This is a genomic window from Mycobacterium sp. 2YAF39 (assembly GCF_052114565.1).
GTDB lineage: Bacteria > Actinomycetota > Actinomycetes > Mycobacteriales > Mycobacteriaceae > Mycobacterium.
The window spans coordinates 384,159-401,649 of sequence record NZ_JBFREZ010000002.1 but is presented as its reverse complement, the minus strand read 5'-3'; the positions used below and the strand labels follow the sequence as shown (position 1 = coordinate 401,649).

At 64.7% G+C, this 17,491-nt stretch carries 17 protein-coding genes; 14 read left to right on the top strand and 3 right to left on the bottom strand.

Annotated features, from left to right (window positions below; all coding sequences use genetic code 11):
* Positions 1-36 precede the first annotated feature (36 nt).
* The 4 genes from AB4Z42_RS07370 (at position 37) to AB4Z42_RS07355 (ending at position 3,589) form a co-directional block, all read left to right on the top strand.
* Positions 37-690 (top strand): hypothetical protein, encoded by a 654-nt coding sequence (locus AB4Z42_RS07370; protein ID WP_442008471.1) that lies wholly within the window; start codon positions 37-39, stop codon positions 688-690.
* Positions 690-1,469, top strand: coding sequence for a FadR/GntR family transcriptional regulator (locus tag AB4Z42_RS07365; protein ID WP_442008470.1), 780 nt, complete (start codon positions 690-692; stop codon positions 1,467-1,469). Before AB4Z42_RS07370 ends, AB4Z42_RS07365 begins: the two co-directional genes overlap by 1 nt.
* Positions 1,466-2,335 carry an enoyl-CoA hydratase/isomerase family protein gene (locus tag AB4Z42_RS07360; RefSeq protein WP_442008469.1) on the top strand — a complete coding sequence of 290 codons (870 nt, stop codon included), beginning with the start codon at positions 1,466-1,468 and terminating at the stop codon, positions 2,333-2,335. The genes AB4Z42_RS07365 and AB4Z42_RS07360 overlap by 4 nt, the downstream gene beginning before the upstream one ends.
* A gap of 78 nt (positions 2,336-2,413) precedes the next feature.
* A complete protein-coding gene (locus AB4Z42_RS07355) occupies positions 2,414-3,589 on the top strand; it encodes a thiolase family protein (protein WP_442008468.1) in 1,176 nt (391 codons plus the stop codon).
* Between the two features lie 62 nt (positions 3,590-3,651).
* Here AB4Z42_RS07355 and AB4Z42_RS07350 read toward each other — a convergent pair whose 3' ends face one another.
* Positions 3,652-4,389, bottom strand: coding sequence for a TetR/AcrR family transcriptional regulator (locus AB4Z42_RS07350; protein WP_442008467.1), 738 nt, complete (start codon positions 4,387-4,389; stop codon positions 3,652-3,654).
* A 171-nt stretch (positions 4,390-4,560) separates the two neighbouring features.
* Between AB4Z42_RS07350 and AB4Z42_RS07345 the strand changes: the two genes are divergently transcribed.
* The 10 genes from AB4Z42_RS07345 to AB4Z42_RS07300 all read left to right on the top strand — a co-directional run bounded on the left by AB4Z42_RS07345 (position 4,561) and on the right by AB4Z42_RS07300 (position 15,098).
* A complete protein-coding gene (locus tag AB4Z42_RS07345) occupies positions 4,561-5,322 on the top strand; it encodes a crotonase/enoyl-CoA hydratase family protein (RefSeq protein ID WP_442008466.1) in 762 nt (253 codons plus the stop codon).
* 13 nt (positions 5,323-5,335) lie between these two features.
* The gene (locus tag AB4Z42_RS07340) at positions 5,336-6,133 is read left to right on the top strand and encodes an SDR family NAD(P)-dependent oxidoreductase (RefSeq protein ID WP_442008465.1); all 798 of its coding nucleotides are present in this window, start codon (positions 5,336-5,338) and stop codon (positions 6,131-6,133) included.
* 9 nt (positions 6,134-6,142) lie between these two features.
* A complete protein-coding gene (locus AB4Z42_RS07335) occupies positions 6,143-7,150 on the top strand; it encodes a dihydrodipicolinate synthase family protein (RefSeq protein ID WP_442008464.1) in 1,008 nt (335 codons plus the stop codon).
* Positions 7,151-7,244: 94 nt separating this feature from the next.
* A complete protein-coding gene (locus AB4Z42_RS07330) occupies positions 7,245-8,147 on the top strand; it encodes an enoyl-CoA hydratase (RefSeq protein ID WP_442008463.1) in 903 nt (300 codons plus the stop codon).
* Positions 8,144-9,352: an amidohydrolase family protein gene (locus AB4Z42_RS07325; RefSeq protein ID WP_442008462.1), complete on the top strand. Its 1,209-nt coding sequence runs from the start codon at positions 8,144-8,146 to the stop codon at positions 9,350-9,352. Before AB4Z42_RS07330 ends, AB4Z42_RS07325 begins: the two co-directional genes overlap by 4 nt.
* Before the next feature lie 2 nt (positions 9,353-9,354).
* On the top strand, positions 9,355-10,971 hold the full coding sequence (locus tag AB4Z42_RS07320) for an acyl-CoA synthetase (RefSeq protein WP_442008461.1): 1,617 nt from the start codon (positions 9,355-9,357) through the stop codon (positions 10,969-10,971).
* On the top strand, positions 10,968-11,804 hold the full coding sequence (locus AB4Z42_RS07315) for an amidohydrolase family protein (RefSeq protein ID WP_442008460.1): 837 nt from the start codon (positions 10,968-10,970) through the stop codon (positions 11,802-11,804). The genes AB4Z42_RS07320 and AB4Z42_RS07315 overlap by 4 nt, the downstream gene beginning before the upstream one ends.
* Before the next feature lie 2 nt (positions 11,805-11,806).
* A complete protein-coding gene (locus AB4Z42_RS07310) occupies positions 11,807-12,871 on the top strand; it encodes an acyl-CoA dehydrogenase family protein (RefSeq protein ID WP_442008459.1) in 1,065 nt (354 codons plus the stop codon).
* Positions 12,872-12,883: 12 nt separating this feature from the next.
* On the top strand, positions 12,884-14,086 hold the full coding sequence (locus AB4Z42_RS07305) for an acyl-CoA dehydrogenase family protein (RefSeq protein WP_442008458.1): 1,203 nt from the start codon (positions 12,884-12,886) through the stop codon (positions 14,084-14,086).
* Between the two features lie 28 nt (positions 14,087-14,114).
* Positions 14,115-15,098, top strand: coding sequence for an NAD-dependent epimerase/dehydratase family protein (locus AB4Z42_RS07300; RefSeq protein ID WP_442008457.1), 984 nt, complete (start codon positions 14,115-14,117; stop codon positions 15,096-15,098).
* A gap of 12 nt (positions 15,099-15,110) precedes the next feature.
* Here AB4Z42_RS07300 and AB4Z42_RS07295 read toward each other — a convergent pair whose 3' ends face one another.
* Together AB4Z42_RS07295 and AB4Z42_RS07290 are read right to left on the bottom strand one after the other, a co-directional pair.
* A complete protein-coding gene (locus AB4Z42_RS07295; RefSeq protein ID WP_442008872.1) occupies positions 15,111-16,340 on the bottom strand; it encodes an amidohydrolase family protein in 1,230 nt (409 codons plus the stop codon).
* Positions 16,341-16,342: 2 nt separating this feature from the next.
* On the bottom strand, positions 16,343-17,491 hold the full coding sequence (locus AB4Z42_RS07290) for a thiolase family protein (protein WP_442008456.1): 1,149 nt from the start codon (positions 17,489-17,491) through the stop codon (positions 16,343-16,345).

The window sequence follows — 17,491 nt, the reverse complement described above, 5'->3', positions numbered from 1 at the left end:
TCCTGACGGAACAGGCGGGAAGCGAAAGGGGAACTCATGCCCGAGAGCACACCCCGATTCGGTGAGCAGCCGCTGCCGCAGACGGTGGCCGCCGCCGGGGCCCTGCGCCGGCTGACCGGGCTGCTGCTCTCGCTGGAACACGACCACCCGACCGTCGATGCCATGGTCACCCAGGTTGCCGAGTGGGAACGCGAGCTGGCCTCTGCCGCACCGCCTGACCCCACACCACGCATCGGGCCGCAGAGCACCGATACCCAACGCGTGTATCTCGATCACGCTTTCGACGTCGGTGCGTACAACCCGTGTTTCCCCGAGTACTCCTTCGACACCCTCGACGCGGACGCCGCGTCCGGCAGCGTCACCTTCCCAGTGGTGTACGAAGGACCGCCAGGGCTGGTAAACGGCGGGTTCCTGGCGGTGTTCTTCGACTGCGTCACCCAACACCAGAGTTGCGCTTCGGGTCGCACCGGTAAGACCCGCTCGCTGACGGTGACGTTTCGCCGGCCGACGCCCGTTCTGGTCGAGCTCGGGTTTGACGTCGTTCGCGGTGAAGCCGACGGCCGGGTCACCTCCACGGCAAGACTGTTCCTCGGCGACGAGGTGTTGTGCATCGGCGAGTTCAGCACGGCCGCTTCGTCGCCCGACAAGTTGAGTGTCTTCGAATTCGGGCACCGGCGGGCGCTGAGCTGATGACCAGCGTGCAACGGATTCGTAAGCCCCGGGTCGCCGAGATTGTGGCGTCGCGACTGCGCAACGACATCCTGTCCGGGCGCATCAAGGAAGGTGATGTGCTGCCGTCGCAGGACACGCTGCTCGCCGAATTCGGTGTCAGCCCACCCGCGCTGCGCGAAGCCATCCATATTCTCGAGACCGACGGGCTGATCTCGGTGCGTCGCGGAAACATGGGCGGGGCGGTCGTTCACCCGCCGTCGGCCGAGCGCACCGCACACATGATCAGCATGGTGTTGCAGACACGATCGGCGAAACCCGCGGACGTCAGCGGTGCGTTGATACATCTCGAGCCGATCTGCGCAGGCATGTGCGCTGCCCGCGATGACCGGATGACCGCGGTCGTGCCGTATCTCGAGGCGGAGATCGCCATGCAGACAGAGCAATTCGACAACCTGGCGAAGTATGTGCCCAACGCCCGCAGGTTTCACGAGGCGATCGTCTCCCGATGCGGCAATGAGCCGATGATTCTGTTGATCGGCTCGCTGGAGCTGATCTGGTCGGCCCACGAATCGTCGGTGTGGAGTGACGAGGGTGATCCGATGGAGCACAAGACCATGCGGGCCGCGCTTCGCGATCACCAACGCCTGCTCGACGCCATCCGCGACGGCAACGAGGCCCGCGCGGTGAAGCTCGCGCAGGATCACCTGTCCGTCGCCCGGCGCAACACGCTCGCCGTCGGAGCGGACAAGACCATTGAGGCCAAACTGATTTCCGATGTCGAGAAGGACTTCCGATGACCACCGATGACCGAGTGCTTTTCGATGTCGACCGTGACAAGCGCATCGCCACGATCACGTTCAACAACCCGGACAGGCGCAACTCCTACGACGCGGCGATGCGCGAGACGGTCGGCCGCTACCTCGACCAGGTGGCCGAGGACGACGATCTGACCGTGGTGCTGCTGCGCGGCGTGGAGGGGGTGTTCAGTACCGGGGCCGATATGAACAACGCGTACGGCTGGTACGGCGATGTGGGGGCACCCGAGGCCAAACGTCGCCCCAGTCAAAGGCGGCGCCTGGCCGTCGACCGTAAGTCGTTCGGTTTCTATCACAACCTGATGGGCTATCCGAAGGTCACCGTGGGGGAGATCAGCGGTTACGCACTCGGCGGCGGCTTCGAGATGGCGTTGATGACCGACATCTCCGTGATCGGACGCGACACCAAGATCGGCATGCCCGCCACCCGCTTCCTGGGTCCGGCGCTGGGCAGCCTGCACATGTTCTTCCATCGCCTCGGGCCGGTGCTGGCGCGGCGGCTCCTGCTCACCGGCGACATCATCGAAGCCGGGGCCGTCGAACATCTCGGAGTGTTCACCGACACCTGCGACGCGAGCTCGGTCACCGCGAGGGCGCGCTACTGGGCGGAGAAGGCGGCGAAGATGCCCGCCGATGGTGTGGTCATCGCCAAGGAGGCCTTCCGGCTGGTCGAACAGAGTCAGGCGTACGCGGGCGAGGAGGTCGCCAGCTATCTGTTCCACGCCTACGGGACAAACCTGCAGTTCGCGCCCGGTGAGTTCAACTTCGTCAAGACTCGCGCGCAGCACGGCACCAAGGAAGCGTTCCGCCTGCGCGACGAACACTTCTTCGTGCCCGAGCCGGAGTGAGCACCCTCACCTTCGGGGAACGCAACAATACCTGCTACTTTTGTAAAGTCACCCAAGCCGAAACCCGAGGTTGAAAACATGTCCACACCCGTCATCGTCGGTGCAGCCAGAACGGCAATCGGCCGTTCCTTCAAGGGGACGTTGGTCAACACCCCGCCCGAGACACTGATCACCACCGTGCTGCCAGAGGTGGTCCGCCGGTCAGGTGTGGACCCCGCCGATATCGACGACATCATCTTCGCCGAATCGCATTACGGCGGCGGCGACCTCGCGCGCTATGCCGCCGATGCCGCCGGGCTGCATCACGTTCCCGGCCAGTCGGTGAACCGGCACTGCGCGGGCAGCCTGACGGCGATCGGCAACGCGGCCGCGCAGATAGGCTCCGGCATGGAGCGGGTGCTGATCGCGGGCGGTGTGCAATCGCTGTCGATGACGCCGCTGACGAACTGGCGGATTCCCGGCCCCGAGCTGAAGTTCGAGGAGCGGTGGATGCCGCCGACGCATGTCGAGACACCCGACGCACCGGCGAAGGACATGTCGATCACGGTGGGCTGGAACACCGCCCAAGCGGTCGGCATCACCCGCGAGGAAATGGACGCATGGGCGGCACGGTCGCACCAGCGCGCCGTCGCCGCACAGGACGCGGGCAAGTTCCTCGACGAGATCATCCCGCTGAAGATCCAGCAGTTCGACGGATCGGTGGTCGACTTCAGCGTTGACGAGCATCCCCGTCGGGACACCACCGTCGAGAAGCTGGCGGGGCTCAAGGTTCTGCACCCCGAGATCGAGGGCTTCTCGATCACCGCGGGAAACAGCAGCGGCACCAATGATGCCGCCGCGGGTGTCGCGCTCGTCGAGCGTGCGTACGCCGAGGCCAACAACCTTTCGGTGATGGGCACTGTGAAGGCTTGGGGCGCAGCGGGAGTCCCGGCTCGCGATTGCGGGCTCGGCGCGGTGAAGGTGATCGGCAAGGTGCTCGACCGTGCAGGTCTCAAGCCGTCGGATGTCACGCTCTGGGAGATCAACGAAGCATTCGCATCGGTGCCGATCGCGGCGTGCCGCGAGTACGGCATCGACGAGGAGCTGGTCAACTTCTCCGGTAGCGGTTGCAGCCTCGGCCATCCCATCGCCGCCTCCGGTGCGCGCATGGTGACGACGCTGCTGTACGAACTTCAGCGACGTGGCGGTGGCATCGGTGTGGCCGCGATGTGCGCGGGCGGCGGCCAGGGTGGCGCTGTCATCGTCGAGGTCTAGACCATTGTGATTTCGGCGTGCTGAGTCTCGCTGAGCGTGACTGGGCACGCCGAAATCGCTGACTAACGCTTGCGGGCGGGTTTCTTCGCCGGCGTGGCATTGGCCTTGTCGATCAGCCGACCAGCGTGGTCGAGAATGCATTCGAGACCGAACTCGAAGTTCTTCTCGTCGGCCGCGCCGAGGTGATGGCCCTTTTCGGTGACCAGGGCGAGCAGCGGAGTGGATTCGCTGTCGATCGCCATCGCTTCGTCGATATCGCTGGGGCCGTCGTCGGTCGCCCGGTTCTTCTCGCGCAGGCGCTGCAGCACCACTGAACCGCGCACGTGCACCGACACCGCGGAATAGGTGTCGAAGGCGTCGTCGGCCGACAGGCCCGCCTCGGTCAGGCTGCCGATCGCCTTCTCTACCTCCTGCACACCGAGGCGCGCGGTCCGCGGGCTCAGCGCTGACCGAATGAGAATCAGGTCGCACAGAATCGGGTTGCCCAGGAACGTCTTTCGCATCGATCGGGCGTGATTGCGAAGCGTCTCGCGCCAGTCCCTGGCTTCGACGTAGGGCGTCGCGAAGACGTACTGGCGCAGCGCCCGGTCCGTCATGGCGTTGAGTAGGTCGTCCTTCTTGCGGAAGTACCAGTAGATGCTGGTGACGCCAACCCCGAGGTGCTTACCGAGCAGCGGCATGGACAGGTTGTCGATGCCCACGTCTTCGGCGAGCTCGAACGCGCCCTTGATGATGTCGTCGGGATTGATGGACCCGCGCTCGCGCCGTGGCCGCTTCTCCGCGGTCGCTTGCCTTGCCACGAACGGCACCTCCATCAAAATCGGCTGGTGGACTGAATGTACCGGCAATCCAGCTCTGATCTGCATCTACGCAGGTGTGTCGCCACTTCGCCGGTGCCGTGCCCACCGTTTCGCTTCTTTACTGTAAGTCCTATAGTAAGTGTTTCTAGCAAGAGAAGCGAAAGGCGAAGTGTGTCGGAGGAAATCCTGACAGAGCGCCGGGGGCGCGTCCTTGTCATCACGATCAATCGGCCGGAATCGCGAAACGCGGTGAATCTTGCAGTCAGCCAGGGATTGGCAGACGCGGTCGACGAACTCGACGAGGACAAGGACCTGTCGGCGGCGGTGCTGACGGGAGCCGGTGGCAACTTCTGCGCAGGCATGGACCTCAAGGCCTTCGCCGCAGGCGAGATGGTCGCGATCCCCGGGCGCGGCATCGGGTTCACCGAGCGACCGCCGAGGAAACCACTCATCTCAGCCGTCGAGGGCTATGCGCTGGCCGGCGGCACCGAAGTGGTGCTCGCGACGGATCTGGTGGTGGCCTCACGATCGGCGAAATTCGGCATCCCCGAAGTCAAACGCGGTCTCGTGGCCGCCGGCGGCGGGCTGTTGCGCCTGCACAGGCGGATCCCGTATCAGAAGGCACTCGAGCTGGCGCTCACCGGCGAAAGCTTCACCGCCGAACAAGCCGAGGCGTGGGGATTCGTCAATGTCCTCACCGAGCCGGGCGGAGCACTGGACGGCGCAATCGAATTGGCCGAACGTATCACCGCCAACGGCCCGCTCGCGGTGGCGACCACCAAGGAGATCCTCGTCAAGTCCGTCGGCTGGAGCGAGGACGAGATGTGGAAAAAGCAACTGGAATACATCATTCCGATCTTCTCGTCGAACGACGCCAAAGAAGGAGCGATCGCGTTCGCGGAAAAGCGGTCGCCCAACTGGACCGGTACCTGACGGCGCGCACGCCATGGATCTCGGGTTGAAGGATGCGGCCGCGGTGGTTGTCGGAGGCGGCCGGGGTATGGGGCTTGCCGCCGCCCGCTGCCTTGCCGAGGACGGCACGCGGGTGGCCGTCGTCGGCCGGACACAGGCGGTACTCGACACCGCAGCAACGGATTTGGCCGAGCGGGGAAGTCCTGACGCGCTGGCACTGGTGGCCGACACCACCGACGCCGACCAGGTGCAGCGGGTGTTCGACGAGCTGAGTGCGCGCTGGGATGGCGAAGTCAACATTCTCGTCAACGCGGTCGGTCCGGGATCCGTCGGCACCTTCGACGATCTCACCGACGATCAGTGGCGCGCAGCGTTCGACGACGGCGTGATGGGGATGGTGCACTGCGTGCGGTCCGCGCTGCCGCTGCTGCGAAAAGCGCAGTGGGCGCGCATCGTCAACTTCTCCGCCCACTCGACACAACGTCAGAGCGCCATCCTGCCCGCCTACACGGCTGCCAAGGCGGCGTTGACGAGCATCTCGAAGAACCTCTCACTGCAGCTGGCGAAGGACGAGATCATGGTCAACGTCGTGTCCCCGGGCAGCATCGCGTCGGAGGCATTGGTCGGCTGGGCGGCGTCGGTCGGGGTCGACGGCGACGATCCGTACGCGTTGATGTCTGCCATCGACGAACACTTCGGGCATCCTGCGCACTTGCCGCGTGCGGGTCAGCCCGACGAAATCGGTCCCGTCGTAGCGTTTCTCGCTTCGCGGCGGAATTCCTACATGACCGGTGCCAACGTCAATGTCGACGGAGGCAGCGACTTCACCTGAGGAGGCAGCATGGCGACGGCCAAGGAAGCGCGTGAGTGGGCCCGCAGCAATCTGCGGGGTATCGGCAATTCCCTCTACACGCCGTTCTGCGGTGAGGACGGCGACGACATCGACTGGGACGCGTACCGAACGTTGGTGCGCCACTGCGTCGGCGAGCTGCGTCACCCGATGCTGTGGTGCACCAGCGGTATCGCGGAGTTCTGGTCGCTGACGTCCGATGAGCGAAAACGCTTGTTGGAGGTGGCGATCGAAGAGGGCCGAGCGGCTGATCCCGATGTCGTCGTGCAGGCGTGCACCGCCGCCACCTCGGCGAAGGACTGTCTGGACCTGACGCTGCACGCCCAGCAGGCGGGGGCCGACATCGTCTACATCCAGACCCCGATGATGGAGGCGCACGGCGGCGAGGGGGTGCTGAATTTCTTCCGGTACATCGCCGACCGCAGCGACATCGCGCTGGGCATGTTCAACTCGCCGTCGTCGGGCTACGTGCTGACACCTGCCGAGGGGGCGCGGATCTACGACGAGATCCCAGCGGTATGCGCGACCAAGGAAGGCGCTTTCCGGCCGACGGCCAGCCGGCAGCTCCACAACCTTGCACCCGACCTGACGATCTGGGAATGCGAGACGACGGTGTACCGCGCCGGCTGGCTACGCGCGGGGGTTGTCGGGCCCGCCCAATTGGGTACGTCCGGCTATCTCTACGAAACCCTGCAACATCGGGTGTTCTCGGAATACTGGGAACTCGTGTGGAGCGACAAGCTGTCCGAGGCGATCGACTACGCGGAGAAGGCGGGGCTCGACCAGTTCACCGTCGACATCGGTGGGTGCTTCACGTGCTATCCCGGGCGGCCGGACTATTTCACCCACTGGGGCGGGGCGTTCAAGTACGCGGCGTCAGTGCTTGGCCTACCCATCGGGTCCTACCCTCACTCGCGGCCGCCGCAGGCCGTGCTGCCTGACGATGCCAAGGCCCGGATCGACGCCGCCTATCAACGGTTTGGGCTGGTCGGCGGCTGAGATGCGCTGCCGTGAGACGGTTGCGGAAGGTACTACCGATAGGTGTACAGTAAGTGCAAACATCCAGTTCGAACCGCCTGAGGAGGGCTGACGGGTGAGCGTTGGAGACCGCGTCGCTGACCCCTTGGACCTCAACGCCTCCGACCAGAGCGCACCGGTGCTCTACGAGGTCCTCGACACCGGCGTCGCGGTCCTGACACTCAACCGCCCCGAACGTATGAACGGCTGGGGCGGCGGCCTGGCCACGACGTTCTATCTGCGTCTCGACGACGCCGAGGCCGACCCCGACGTGCGCGCCGTCGTGGTGACCGGTAACGGCCGTGCCTTCTGTGCGGGGGCGGACATGGGCGACCTGACGTCGATCAGCGCCGCCACTGTCGACGCCGCTGCGGACACAGACGTCGGCAAGTTTGTCGGTGCGCGTCACCCGCACTTCGCGACGACGATGCGAAAACCCGTCATCGCGGCAATCAACGGCGCCTGCGCGGGCATGGGTATGACGATGGCGTTGATGTGCGACGTGCGGTTCGCCGCCGATGGTGCGAAATTCACCACCTCGTTCGCGCGTCGCGGACTTATCGCGGAGTACGGGATCTCCTGGATCCTGCCGCGCATTGTCGGCCAGGGTGTGGCGCTAGACCTGCTGTTGTCCGGCCGGGTTTTCCTGGCCGACGAGGCACAGCGCCTGGGTCTGGTCAAAGAAGTCGTGGCACCCGACGAGCTGTTGCCACGTGCGATCGCCTACGCCGAGGACATTGCCGCCAACTGTGCGCCGAGCTCGCTGGCGGTGATCAAGCAACAGGTGTACGCAGACACCATGCGCGATGTCTGCGATGCCAGCGACATAGCGGAGAAGCTGATGCACGAATCCATGCAGCGCCCGGACTTCATCGAAGGCATCACCAGCTTCTTCGAGAAGCGTCAGCCCAACTTCCCGCCGCCCCAAGGACCAGCCGAAGGATCGGCCCAAGGATCTTTGAAAGGACAGGAACCGTGACCCTGGACTACATGGCCATCGACGTCGACAACCACTACTACGAGACGGTCGACTCGTGCACCCGGCACCTGCCCAAGGAGTTCAAACGCCGTGGCGTGCAGATGCTCACGGAGGGCAAGCGCACATTCGCCGTCATGGGCGGCGTGGTCAACCACTTCATCCCGAATCCCACGTTCGACCCGATCATCGAACCCGGATGCCTGGATCTGCTGTTCCGCGGCGAGATCCCCGAAGGCGTCGACCCGGCTTCCCTGATGAAGGTCGACCGGCTGCCTGACCATCCCGAGTACCAGAATCGCGATGCGCGGGTGAAGATCCTGGACAAGCAGAATCTCGAAACCGTATTCATGCTGCCGACTTTCGCGTGCGGTGTCGAAGAAGCCCTCAAACACGACATCGAGGCGACCATGGCCACGGTGCACGCGTTCAATCTGTGGCTGGACGAAGACTGGGGCTTCGACCGTCCCGACCACCGGTTCCTCGCGGCGCCGATCATCTCGCTGGCCGACCCGGACAAGGCCGTAGAAGAAGTCGAATTCGTCCTGTCCCGCGGCGCCAAGAACGTGTGTGTGCGGCCCGCGCCCGTCCCAGGTCGGGTCAAGCCGCGTTCGCTCGGTGATCCGTTGCACGATCCGGTCTGGGCCAGACTGGCGGAGGCCGGCGTTCCGGTCATCTTCCACCTGTCCGACAGCGGCTATCTCGCGATCGCGGCATTGTGGGGCGGCAAGGCCACATTCGAGGGGTTCGGTAAGAAGGACCCGCTCGATCAGGTGCTGCTCGACGACCGTGCCATCCACGACGCGATGGCGTCGATGCTTGTGCACCAGGTGTTCACGCGGCACCCGAAGCTCAAGGTCGCCAGCATCGAGAACGGGTCCTACTTCGTCTACCGCTTGATCAAGCGACTCAAGAAGGCCGCCAACACCGCGCCGTACCACTTCAAAGAGGATCCCGTCGAGCAGCTGCGCAACAACGTGTGGATCGCGCCGTACTACGAGGACGACGTCAAACTGCTCGCTGCCACCATCGGCGTCGACAAGATCCTGTTCGGCTCGGACTGGCCACACGGCGAGGGTCTGGCTGATCCGATGACGTTCACCGCCGACATCCCGCAGTTCCCCGAATTCAGCTACGAGGACACTCGGAAAGTCATGCGCGACAACGCACTCGAGTTGCTCGGTGCGAACGTGACGGCGTCCGCCTAGCCATGGGCGAATGGACCATCGGGGCGGTACTCGACGCGATCGCCGACGCCGATCCCGACCGGTTGATGACCGTCTGCGGCACGCGTCGCAGCACGTTCGGAGAGTCGGCGGAGCGGACCCGCCGGCTGGCCAACTCCCTGGCCGGGCGGGGTTTGGGCGCGCACCGCGAACGGGCCGACCTCGCGAACTGGGAATGCGGGCAGGATCGTGTCGCGCTCATCATGCACAACGATCTCTATCCGGACATGGTCATAGGTTCGCTGAAGGCGCGAACCGTGCCGGTCAACGTCAACTACAACTACGCCCCGCGTGAGGTCGCCGAACTACTGGACTACCTGCGGCCGAGGGCGGTGATCTATCACCGCTCGTTCGGGTCCAAGTTCGCCGACGTGCTGCCGCCCTCCTCCGCGGACGTGATGATATCGGTGGACGACGACAGCTCTGCGCCGCAGCTTCCCGGTGCCATCAGTTTGGAAGATGCTCTCGCTCAAGGTGATACGGATCACGACATCGCATCATCGCCCGACGATGTGATGATGGTGTGCACCGGCGGCACCACGGGCAGGCCCAAAGGGGTCATGTGGCGACAGAGCGACACGTATGTGGTGTCGATGAACGGTGCCGACCATGACTCCGTCGACGAGATTCACGCCAAGCTCGGATTTCAAGGGCAGCCGTGGTTCGCCGTGTCACCGCTGATGCACGCCGCAGGCATGTGGACGGCTTTCGCGGGGCTCCTCAACGGGCTGCCCATCGTCCTCTACGACAAGACGCGCTTCGATCCGTGTGCGGTGCTCGAGACGGCGGCGCGCGAAAAGGTCGGGATGATGACGATGGTCGGCGACGCTTACGCGGCACCGCTGGTCGAGGAACTGCGCAACGGTTCCTACGATCTGTCGTCGATGTATGCGATCGGAACCGGTGGAGCGGCGACCAACCCGAAACACCAACGCGCGCTGCTCGAATTGCTGCCGCAGATCACCTTGATCAACGGATACGGATCGTCTGAGACGGGCAACGTGGGCTTCGGGCGCAGCCAGCACGGGGAGCAGAAGGACACTTTCGAACTCCGTGAAGGCGCACTGGTGCTTTCCGAGAACTACGGACGCTTCCTGCAACCGGGGGAGCAGGAGGTCGGCTTCGTCGCGCGCGCCGGACGTATCCCGCTCGGCTACTTCGACGACGAGGCCGCCACCCGGAAGACGTTTCCCGTCGTCGATGGCCAGCGTGTGGTGATATCCGGCGACCGTGGCTCACTGGCCGCCGACGGCTCACTTCAGTTGTTCGGGCGAGATTCGCTTGTCGTCAACACCGGGGGCGAGAAGGTCTTCGTCGAAGAGGTCGAAGAGGTGTTGCGTGCATACGCGGGGGTGTCCGACGCGCTGGTGGTCGGCAGAGCGAGTGAGCGATGGGGTGAAGAGCTCGTCGCGCTGGTGGCCCTGCAGCCGGATGTCGACATCACCTCCGAACAGCTGCATAGTCAATGCACATCGCATCTCGCGCGGTTCAAGGCGCCGAAGGAGTTCATCATCGTCGATCAGGTGCGCCGACTCGGAAACGGCAAACCCGACTACCGCTGGGCGAAAGCCACTGCGGCGCAAGAGGCATCCCTGACATGACTCCGAAAGCGATTGATTGTCTGGTCAACGTCCATTTCGGCGAGACCGAGAAGCAGCCCGAGTTCATGCTCAAGGTGCGCGACGACTACTTCAAGGGACCCCAGTCACTTTACGACCAGGTGGAGCTGCCCCAGTTGCTCGAGGAGATGGACGAGCGCGGTGTCGAGAAGGCCATCCTGATGGACAACCTGACGAAGCCGTCGGTGACGGCGCGCAAGTTCGTCGATGAGCGGCCCGACAAGTTCGCACTTGCGATGGGCGGCGTCAACCTGCTGCGGCCGATGCCGTCGCTGCGCGAGCTCAGCGCCATCGTGCGCGATCTGCCGGTGGCGTACACCGCGGTGGGGCCGAGCTTCTGGGGTGATGGCCAGTATCCGCCGAGCGATGCCGTCTACTACCCGCTCTACACCAAATGTGCCGAACTCGGTCTGCCGCTGTGTATCAACACCGGCTTGCCGGGACCGCCGATCCCCGGTGAGGCGCAGAACCCGATCCACCTCGACCGCGTATGTGTGCGGTTCCCGGAACTGAAGCTCTGCATGATCCACGGGGCGGACCCGTGGTGGGACGTCGCGATCCGCCTGATGATCAAGTACAAGAACCTGCGCCTGATGACGTCGGCGTGGTCGCCCAAGCGCCTGCCGGATAGCCTTCTGCACTACATGCGCACCCGCGGACCGGACAAGGTGATCTTCGCCTCGGACTGGCCGGTGCTGCGAATGCATCGGGTGGTGCCAGAGGCGTTGGCGCTGGACCTGCCCGCCGAGGCGCTCGAGAACTACCTCTATAACAATGCGAACGACTTCTTCTTCGGACCGCGAGAGGATCAGTGACGATGGATCGTTACGAACTGCGGAGGCTGGACTACAGCCTGTCAGAGGACCACGAGGCGGTGCAGTCCGCATATCGGGAGTTCTTCAAGACGCACTGCCCGATCGAGACCGTCCGCGCCGCCGAGGAGTCGGGGTTCGACAAGAACCTGTGGGAACGCCTGTGCGCCATGGGCGCAACCAGCATGGCGCTCCCGGAGAGCTCCGGAGGCGACGGGGCCACACTCGTTGATCTGACGTTGGTGGCCGAGGAACTCGGTCGGGCACTTGCCCCGGTTCCGTGGATCGACCATGTCTGCTCGGCGCGACTGCTGGCACGGCTGGGCACGGTCGAGCCGGACGTCGTCAACGGTCAGCAATTGGTGGCGCTCGATCCTCGACAGGACAACGTGGCTGGGGTCCGCCTGATCCCGACGGGGTCGATCGCCGATCACATCATCGTGCGCGACGGTGACGACGTCGTGCGCCTGACGTTCGGGACCCGGCCGGTCAAAGTCGACAACATCGGCAGGCTGCCGATGGCATGGGTCGACCCGGCCGCCGCTGATGACCGAACGGTTCTGGGAAGCGGTGCGGATGTGCTGGCCGCATACCAACGGGCACTGGATGAATGGCGGGTGCTGACCGCCGCGGCATTGGTCGGTCTCGTCGAGGAGACGATGACCATCGCCGCCGAGTTCGCCAAGTCCCGCTACACCTTGGGTGTGCCGATCTCGACGTTGCAGGGCATCTCGCATCCGCTGGCCAACATCGCCATCACCGTGCAGGGCGGGCGCAATCTGGCCCGGCGCGCGGCGTGGTTCCTCGACAACGAGCCCGACGAGCGGCCGGAGCTGGCGCCGTCGGCGTTCGTGTTCATGGCCGAAGAGGCGTCGAAGGCGGCGACGATGGCGGTGCACGTCCAAGGTGGCCTTGGTGTCTCGGCAGAAGCCGCCGCCACCGCGTATCTGGTGCGGGCCCGCGGATGGTCGCTGGCCGGCGGTGACCCCGGTGTCACTGCCAAGTACATCGCCGAGATCGTAGTCGCGCGTGAAAGTCCGATGAGCGCCGGCGCGAAGAGCGAAAGGTAGATAAGGGCCGCAATGGATTTCTCACGGGTCGAACTCTCCGACGACGATCAGGCGTTCCTCGACGAGACGCGCGACTTCCTGCGCACCCAGGTCACCGACGAGGTGCTTCGCCGCGACCGCGAGACCGGCGACAACTTCGACGAGGGCGTGCACCTGGCGCTCGGCGCGGCGGGATATCTGGAAAAAGAGTGGAAGCCGGAATCCGAGGGCGGTTTCGATCGTCTCCGGGCCCGAATCTGGGCACTCGAGAAGCGGCGCGCCCACGTGCCGTGGGTCACCTCGGGTACCACCGCCATGATCGCGCATTCGGTGGAGAAGTTCGGATCGCCCGAACTGAAAGCCGAAGTGATGCCGCTGGTGTACAGCGGCCACGCCCGCCTCTGCCTGGGCTACACCGAACCCGAGGGCGGTTCCGACGTCGCCACCTGTAAGACCCGCGCGGTGCGCGACGGCGACGGTTGGGTGATCAACGGGTCGAAGATGTTCACCACCGGCGCGCACAATTGCCAGTACGTCTTCCTGATCACCAACACCGATCCTGCAGCGCCGAAACACAAGAGCCTCACCATGTTCCTGGTGCCGCTCGATTCGCCCGGCATCGAGATCCAGGGCGTCCGTACCGTCGACGGCGACCGCACGAACATCGTGTACTACAGCGATGTGCGCGTCGATGACAAGTATCGACTCGGGGAGGTCAACGACGGCTGGACCGTGGTGCGCGAACCCCTCAACGTCGAACACGGTGCGGTGCAAGCCGCACAGGACGGTCTGCAGGACGTGTCGATCATGATGCATCAGGCCGGTTTCATGGCTGCCGCGGTCGACAAGGCGGCCGCCAAGGTCGCCGAGGTGGGTCCGGACGGTCGCCGGCTGATCGACGACGGCTCGGTTGCGTACCGGCTGGGGCGAAGCGTCGCCCGAATGGAGGCATCGCTGAGCGCGTCGAGCATCTTCGGCCGTGTGGCGCTCGCCCAGACCATGCGCGACATCTCGCCGGATCTGATGGACATCCTGGGGACTGCCGCGTCGCTGCCCATCGGCACCGACGGGGCCGCCGATGACGGCGCCGCCGAATACGTCTACCGGTTCGCCCCACTCGTCGGCATCTACGGCGGCACCCTCGAGGTGTTCCGAAACATGATCGCGCAGTACATGCTTGGCCTCGGGAAGCCGGCGTACGCACCCCCGACCGATAAAGCGAAGAAGGCGTCGTAACTTGCCTGCTCCGCGTAAGGCTCTCGTCATGGGTGCGAGCGGCTTTGTCGGGTCCCATGTCACCCGGAAACTCGCCGAGCGCGGCGACGATGTTCGGGTGTACCTCCGCAGGTCCAGCAAGACGATGGGTATCGACGACCTCGACATCGAACGGTGCTACGGCGACCTGTACGACGAGAAGGCCTTGCGCGCGGCGATGGCCGACCGCGACGTCGTCTACTACTGCGTGGTGGACACCCGCTTCCATCTACGTGATCCGGCGCCCCTTTTCGAAACTAACGTCAACTGCTTGAAGCGGGTGCTCGATATCGCAACGGAGGCCGATCTGTATCGGTTCGTGTTCTGCAGCACTATCGGCACGATCGCCCTCGGCGAAGGCCGTCCCGCGACCGAGGACGATGCGTTCAACTGGCCGGGAATCGGCGGACCGTATATCGAGTCGCGGCTCAAGGCAGAGGAACTGGTCCTGCGCTACGCCCGCGAACGGGCACTGCCCGCAGTCGCGTTGAATGTGTCGAACCCATATGGACCGCTGGACTTTCAGCCGAATCAAGGGCTGATGGTGAAACTGGCTGCCCATGGCCAGCTTCCGGTGTACGTCAAAGGGGTGTCCACGGAGGTGGTGGGTATCGAGGACGTCGCAGACGCGTTCCTTCTCGCCGCCGAACACGGCCGGGTCGGCGAGCGCTACATCATTTCCGAGACCTACATGCCCATGCGGGAGCTGCTGACGACCGCGGCGACCGGGGTCGGTGCGCGCCCGCCGCGCTTCGGCATTCCGCTGGCGGTGATGTACGCCGCGGGGTTCCTCAACGGTGTGGGGTCCCGATTGCTGCGACGTGATCCCGTCATCGACGTGACGGGTGTGCGACTTCTGCACACCACATCGGCCGCGGATCACGGTAAGGCGACGCGCGAACTCGGCTGGAAACCGCGCCCCGCCGCCGAGTCGATACGCAAGGCCGCGCGGTTCCACGTCGACCATGCAAAGGACGTGTCCCGCCGCGCTTGAACCGGCGATATGTCAGGCGTCGGCCAGCGCAGGCGGTTCGATCGCCGCCGGATCGGGGTTGGCGATCGGCAACCCCATGAAGCGCCGGGCGTTGTCGCCCATGAAGTCGTACGTGCGCCGCTCGTCCATTCCCTCGGCGTACTTCCAGAACCCCTTCGGCTCGGCCAGCCCCTCCGGGTGCGGATAGTCGGAACCGAACAGCACCTTGTCCCAGCCGACGGTAGTCACGACGTCGGAGACGCAGCCCTCCCAGAACGGGCTCACCCAGATATTGCGCCGGAACACCTCGTGCGGATGTTCTGGAAAGTTCTGCGGCATCTTCTTGTACAGGTCTTCGAAGTCGTTGAACAACGGGAAGATCCACGAGCTGCCATTCTCGACACTTGCGATACGCAGCTTCGGGAATCGGGTGAGTGTGCCGTGACAGATCAAGGCGGCGATCATGTCGGAGATCTCGCGGTGGCCAAGCACCATCCAGCGAAATGCACTCTGGACCATGAAGTTCTGGGTATACGGGGGCTCCCATTTGCCGACGTAGTCGTCGAGCGGGGGATAGCTGGCATGTAGGACGACCGGTAGGCCTGCGGCCTCGACGTCGCGCCAGAACGGGTCGAATTCAGGCAGTGCAGGTGAACGCCAGCCGCGAATCCCGTTGACCGGACCTGGTTTGATCAACACCACCTTGACGGCGTTGGTGAGCAGATACTCCAGTTCGCGCCGGGCGCCGTCGACCTCGGAGAGGTTGATGATCGGTGTCGAATACACGCGATCGGCGTAGTTGAACGTCCAGTGCTCCAGCATCCACTGGTTGAGTGCGTGGATGACGGCGAGCGACAGTTCAGGGTCGTCTGCGGTCGCGTGTTCGATGAGGCTGGCCAGCGTCGGGTAGTTCAACGCTTCGACGACGCCCTGGCGGTCGAGTTCGGCGACGCGGTCGACGGGGTTGCGCGTCGCCGCAGGCGCATCGATGGCGGGTCCCTGCATTTCGCGCAGAGTGAGACCTTCGGTGTTCTCGCCTGCGAAGAATTTCTCATGCGCACCGGGCGCCGCGACACGCTCGAATGTCGGGTTGGGGATGAAGTCGTTGACCTTGTTGTTGATCACGATCCTCGTGTGCCGGCCGAACTGAGCGAATTGCACAGCACGCAAGTACTTCTCGGGCAGGAACTTCGTCAGCGATTCTGGCGTCTCGTACATGTGCTGGTCGGCGTCGAAGATCGGCGCGCCGGTGAACTGGGTCATGGTCACCTCGTGAGGATCGTCGCAGCTGCGGTGCCGGGTGCACCGTAGAGCTGGGCGAAGCCGACCTTCGGCTCGCCTGGCACCTGCCGGTCGCCCGCCTCGCCGCGCAATTGGCGTACCAACTCGTGGATCTGGCGCAGGCCCGAGGCGCCGATGGGTTCACCGTTGGCGATCAGTCCGCCGTCGGTGTTGATGGGCAGTGCGCCATGGATTTCGGTGGCGCCGTCGGCCAGCAGCTTCTCCTGGTCGCCGTCGGCGCAGAACCCGCACTCGGCCATGTGGATGATCTCGGCTCCGGCGTCGGTGTCCTGCAGCTGGATCACGTCGACGTCCTCCGGCGCCACACCGGCCTTTTCGAACGCGGATCTGGCGGCGTAGACGGTGGGCGCCACATCCTCCTCGACGGGGGCGAAGGTCGTGTTGACCTCATACGCGCCATATCTCCGGGTCCGCACCTCGACCGCCTTCAGGTACACGGGCTTGCGGCTGTACCGGTGCGCGATGTCGGCGCGACACATGACGACGGCGGCCGCCCCCTCGTCGGGTGCACAGAACATGTATTGGGTCAGGGGATAGTTCAGCATCGTCGAGTTGAGGATGTCCTCCTCGGCGATGGGCTTGCGGCGGAACGCGTTCGGGTTCAGCGCGCCGTTACGGAAGTTCTTGGCCGCGACCTTGGCCAGCGTCTCCTGCGAGATGCCGTGGTCATGGAGATACCTGTTGGCTTTCATCCCGAAGAATTGCGTGGTGAGGTATTGACCGTTCTCGGCGTACCAGCTCGGCATCCCCACCAGCGCCGGGTCTTCGGTGAATGCGCCCCGAGGGTGCTTGTCCAAGCCGATCGCGATGCCGATGTCGTAGTCGCCCAGCCGGATTCCGTCGGCGCAGGCTTTCGCAGCACTCGCGGCCGTAGCGCACGCGTTGAACACATTGGTGAACGGGATCCCCGACAGGCCGACCATGCCGACGATGGCGTCCGGGTTGGCGACGGTCCAGCTGCCGCCGGTGGCGGCCTGGATGTCGTTCCAGTCGATGCCGGCGTCGGCGACGGCGGAGAAGATGGCGTCGACGCCCATCGCCATCGCCGACTTGCCCTCGAACCGGCCGAACGGATGCAGCCCGACACCGATGATGGCGACGTCGTGGTTCAT

Excerpts from the sequence above, each read along its gene's own strand:
- AB4Z42_RS07370 (WP_442008471.1), top strand. The coding sequence starts at position 37 with ATGCCCGAGAGCACACCCCGATTCGGTGAGCAGCCGCTGCCGCAGACG.
- AB4Z42_RS07365 (WP_442008470.1), top strand. The coding sequence starts at position 690 with ATGACCAGCGTGCAACGGATTCGTAAGCCCCGGGTCGCCGAGATTGTG.
- AB4Z42_RS07360 (WP_442008469.1), top strand. The coding sequence starts at position 1,466 with ATGACCACCGATGACCGAGTGCTTTTCGATGTCGACCGTGACAAGCGC.
- AB4Z42_RS07355 (WP_442008468.1), top strand. The coding sequence starts at position 2,414 with ATGTCCACACCCGTCATCGTCGGTGCAGCCAGAACGGCAATCGGCCGT.
- AB4Z42_RS07340 (WP_442008465.1), top strand. The coding sequence starts at position 5,336 with ATGGATCTCGGGTTGAAGGATGCGGCCGCGGTGGTTGTCGGAGGCGGC.
- AB4Z42_RS07335 (WP_442008464.1), top strand. The coding sequence starts at position 6,143 with ATGGCGACGGCCAAGGAAGCGCGTGAGTGGGCCCGCAGCAATCTGCGG.
- AB4Z42_RS07320 (WP_442008461.1), top strand. The coding sequence starts at position 9,355 with ATGGGCGAATGGACCATCGGGGCGGTACTCGACGCGATCGCCGACGCC.
- AB4Z42_RS07315 (WP_442008460.1), top strand. The coding sequence starts at position 10,968 with ATGACTCCGAAAGCGATTGATTGTCTGGTCAACGTCCATTTCGGCGAG.
- AB4Z42_RS07310 (WP_442008459.1), top strand. The coding sequence starts at position 11,807 with ATGGATCGTTACGAACTGCGGAGGCTGGACTACAGCCTGTCAGAGGAC.
- AB4Z42_RS07305 (WP_442008458.1), top strand. The coding sequence starts at position 12,884 with ATGGATTTCTCACGGGTCGAACTCTCCGACGACGATCAGGCGTTCCTC.
- AB4Z42_RS07300 (WP_442008457.1), top strand. The coding sequence starts at position 14,115 with ATGGGTGCGAGCGGCTTTGTCGGGTCCCATGTCACCCGGAAACTCGCC.
- AB4Z42_RS07295 (WP_442008872.1), bottom strand. The coding sequence starts at position 16,340 with ATGACCCAGTTCACCGGCGCGCCGATCTTCGACGCCGACCAGCACATG.
- AB4Z42_RS07290 (WP_442008456.1), bottom strand. The coding sequence starts at position 17,491 with ATGAACCACGACGTCGCCATCATCGGTGTCGGGCTGCATCCGTTCGGC.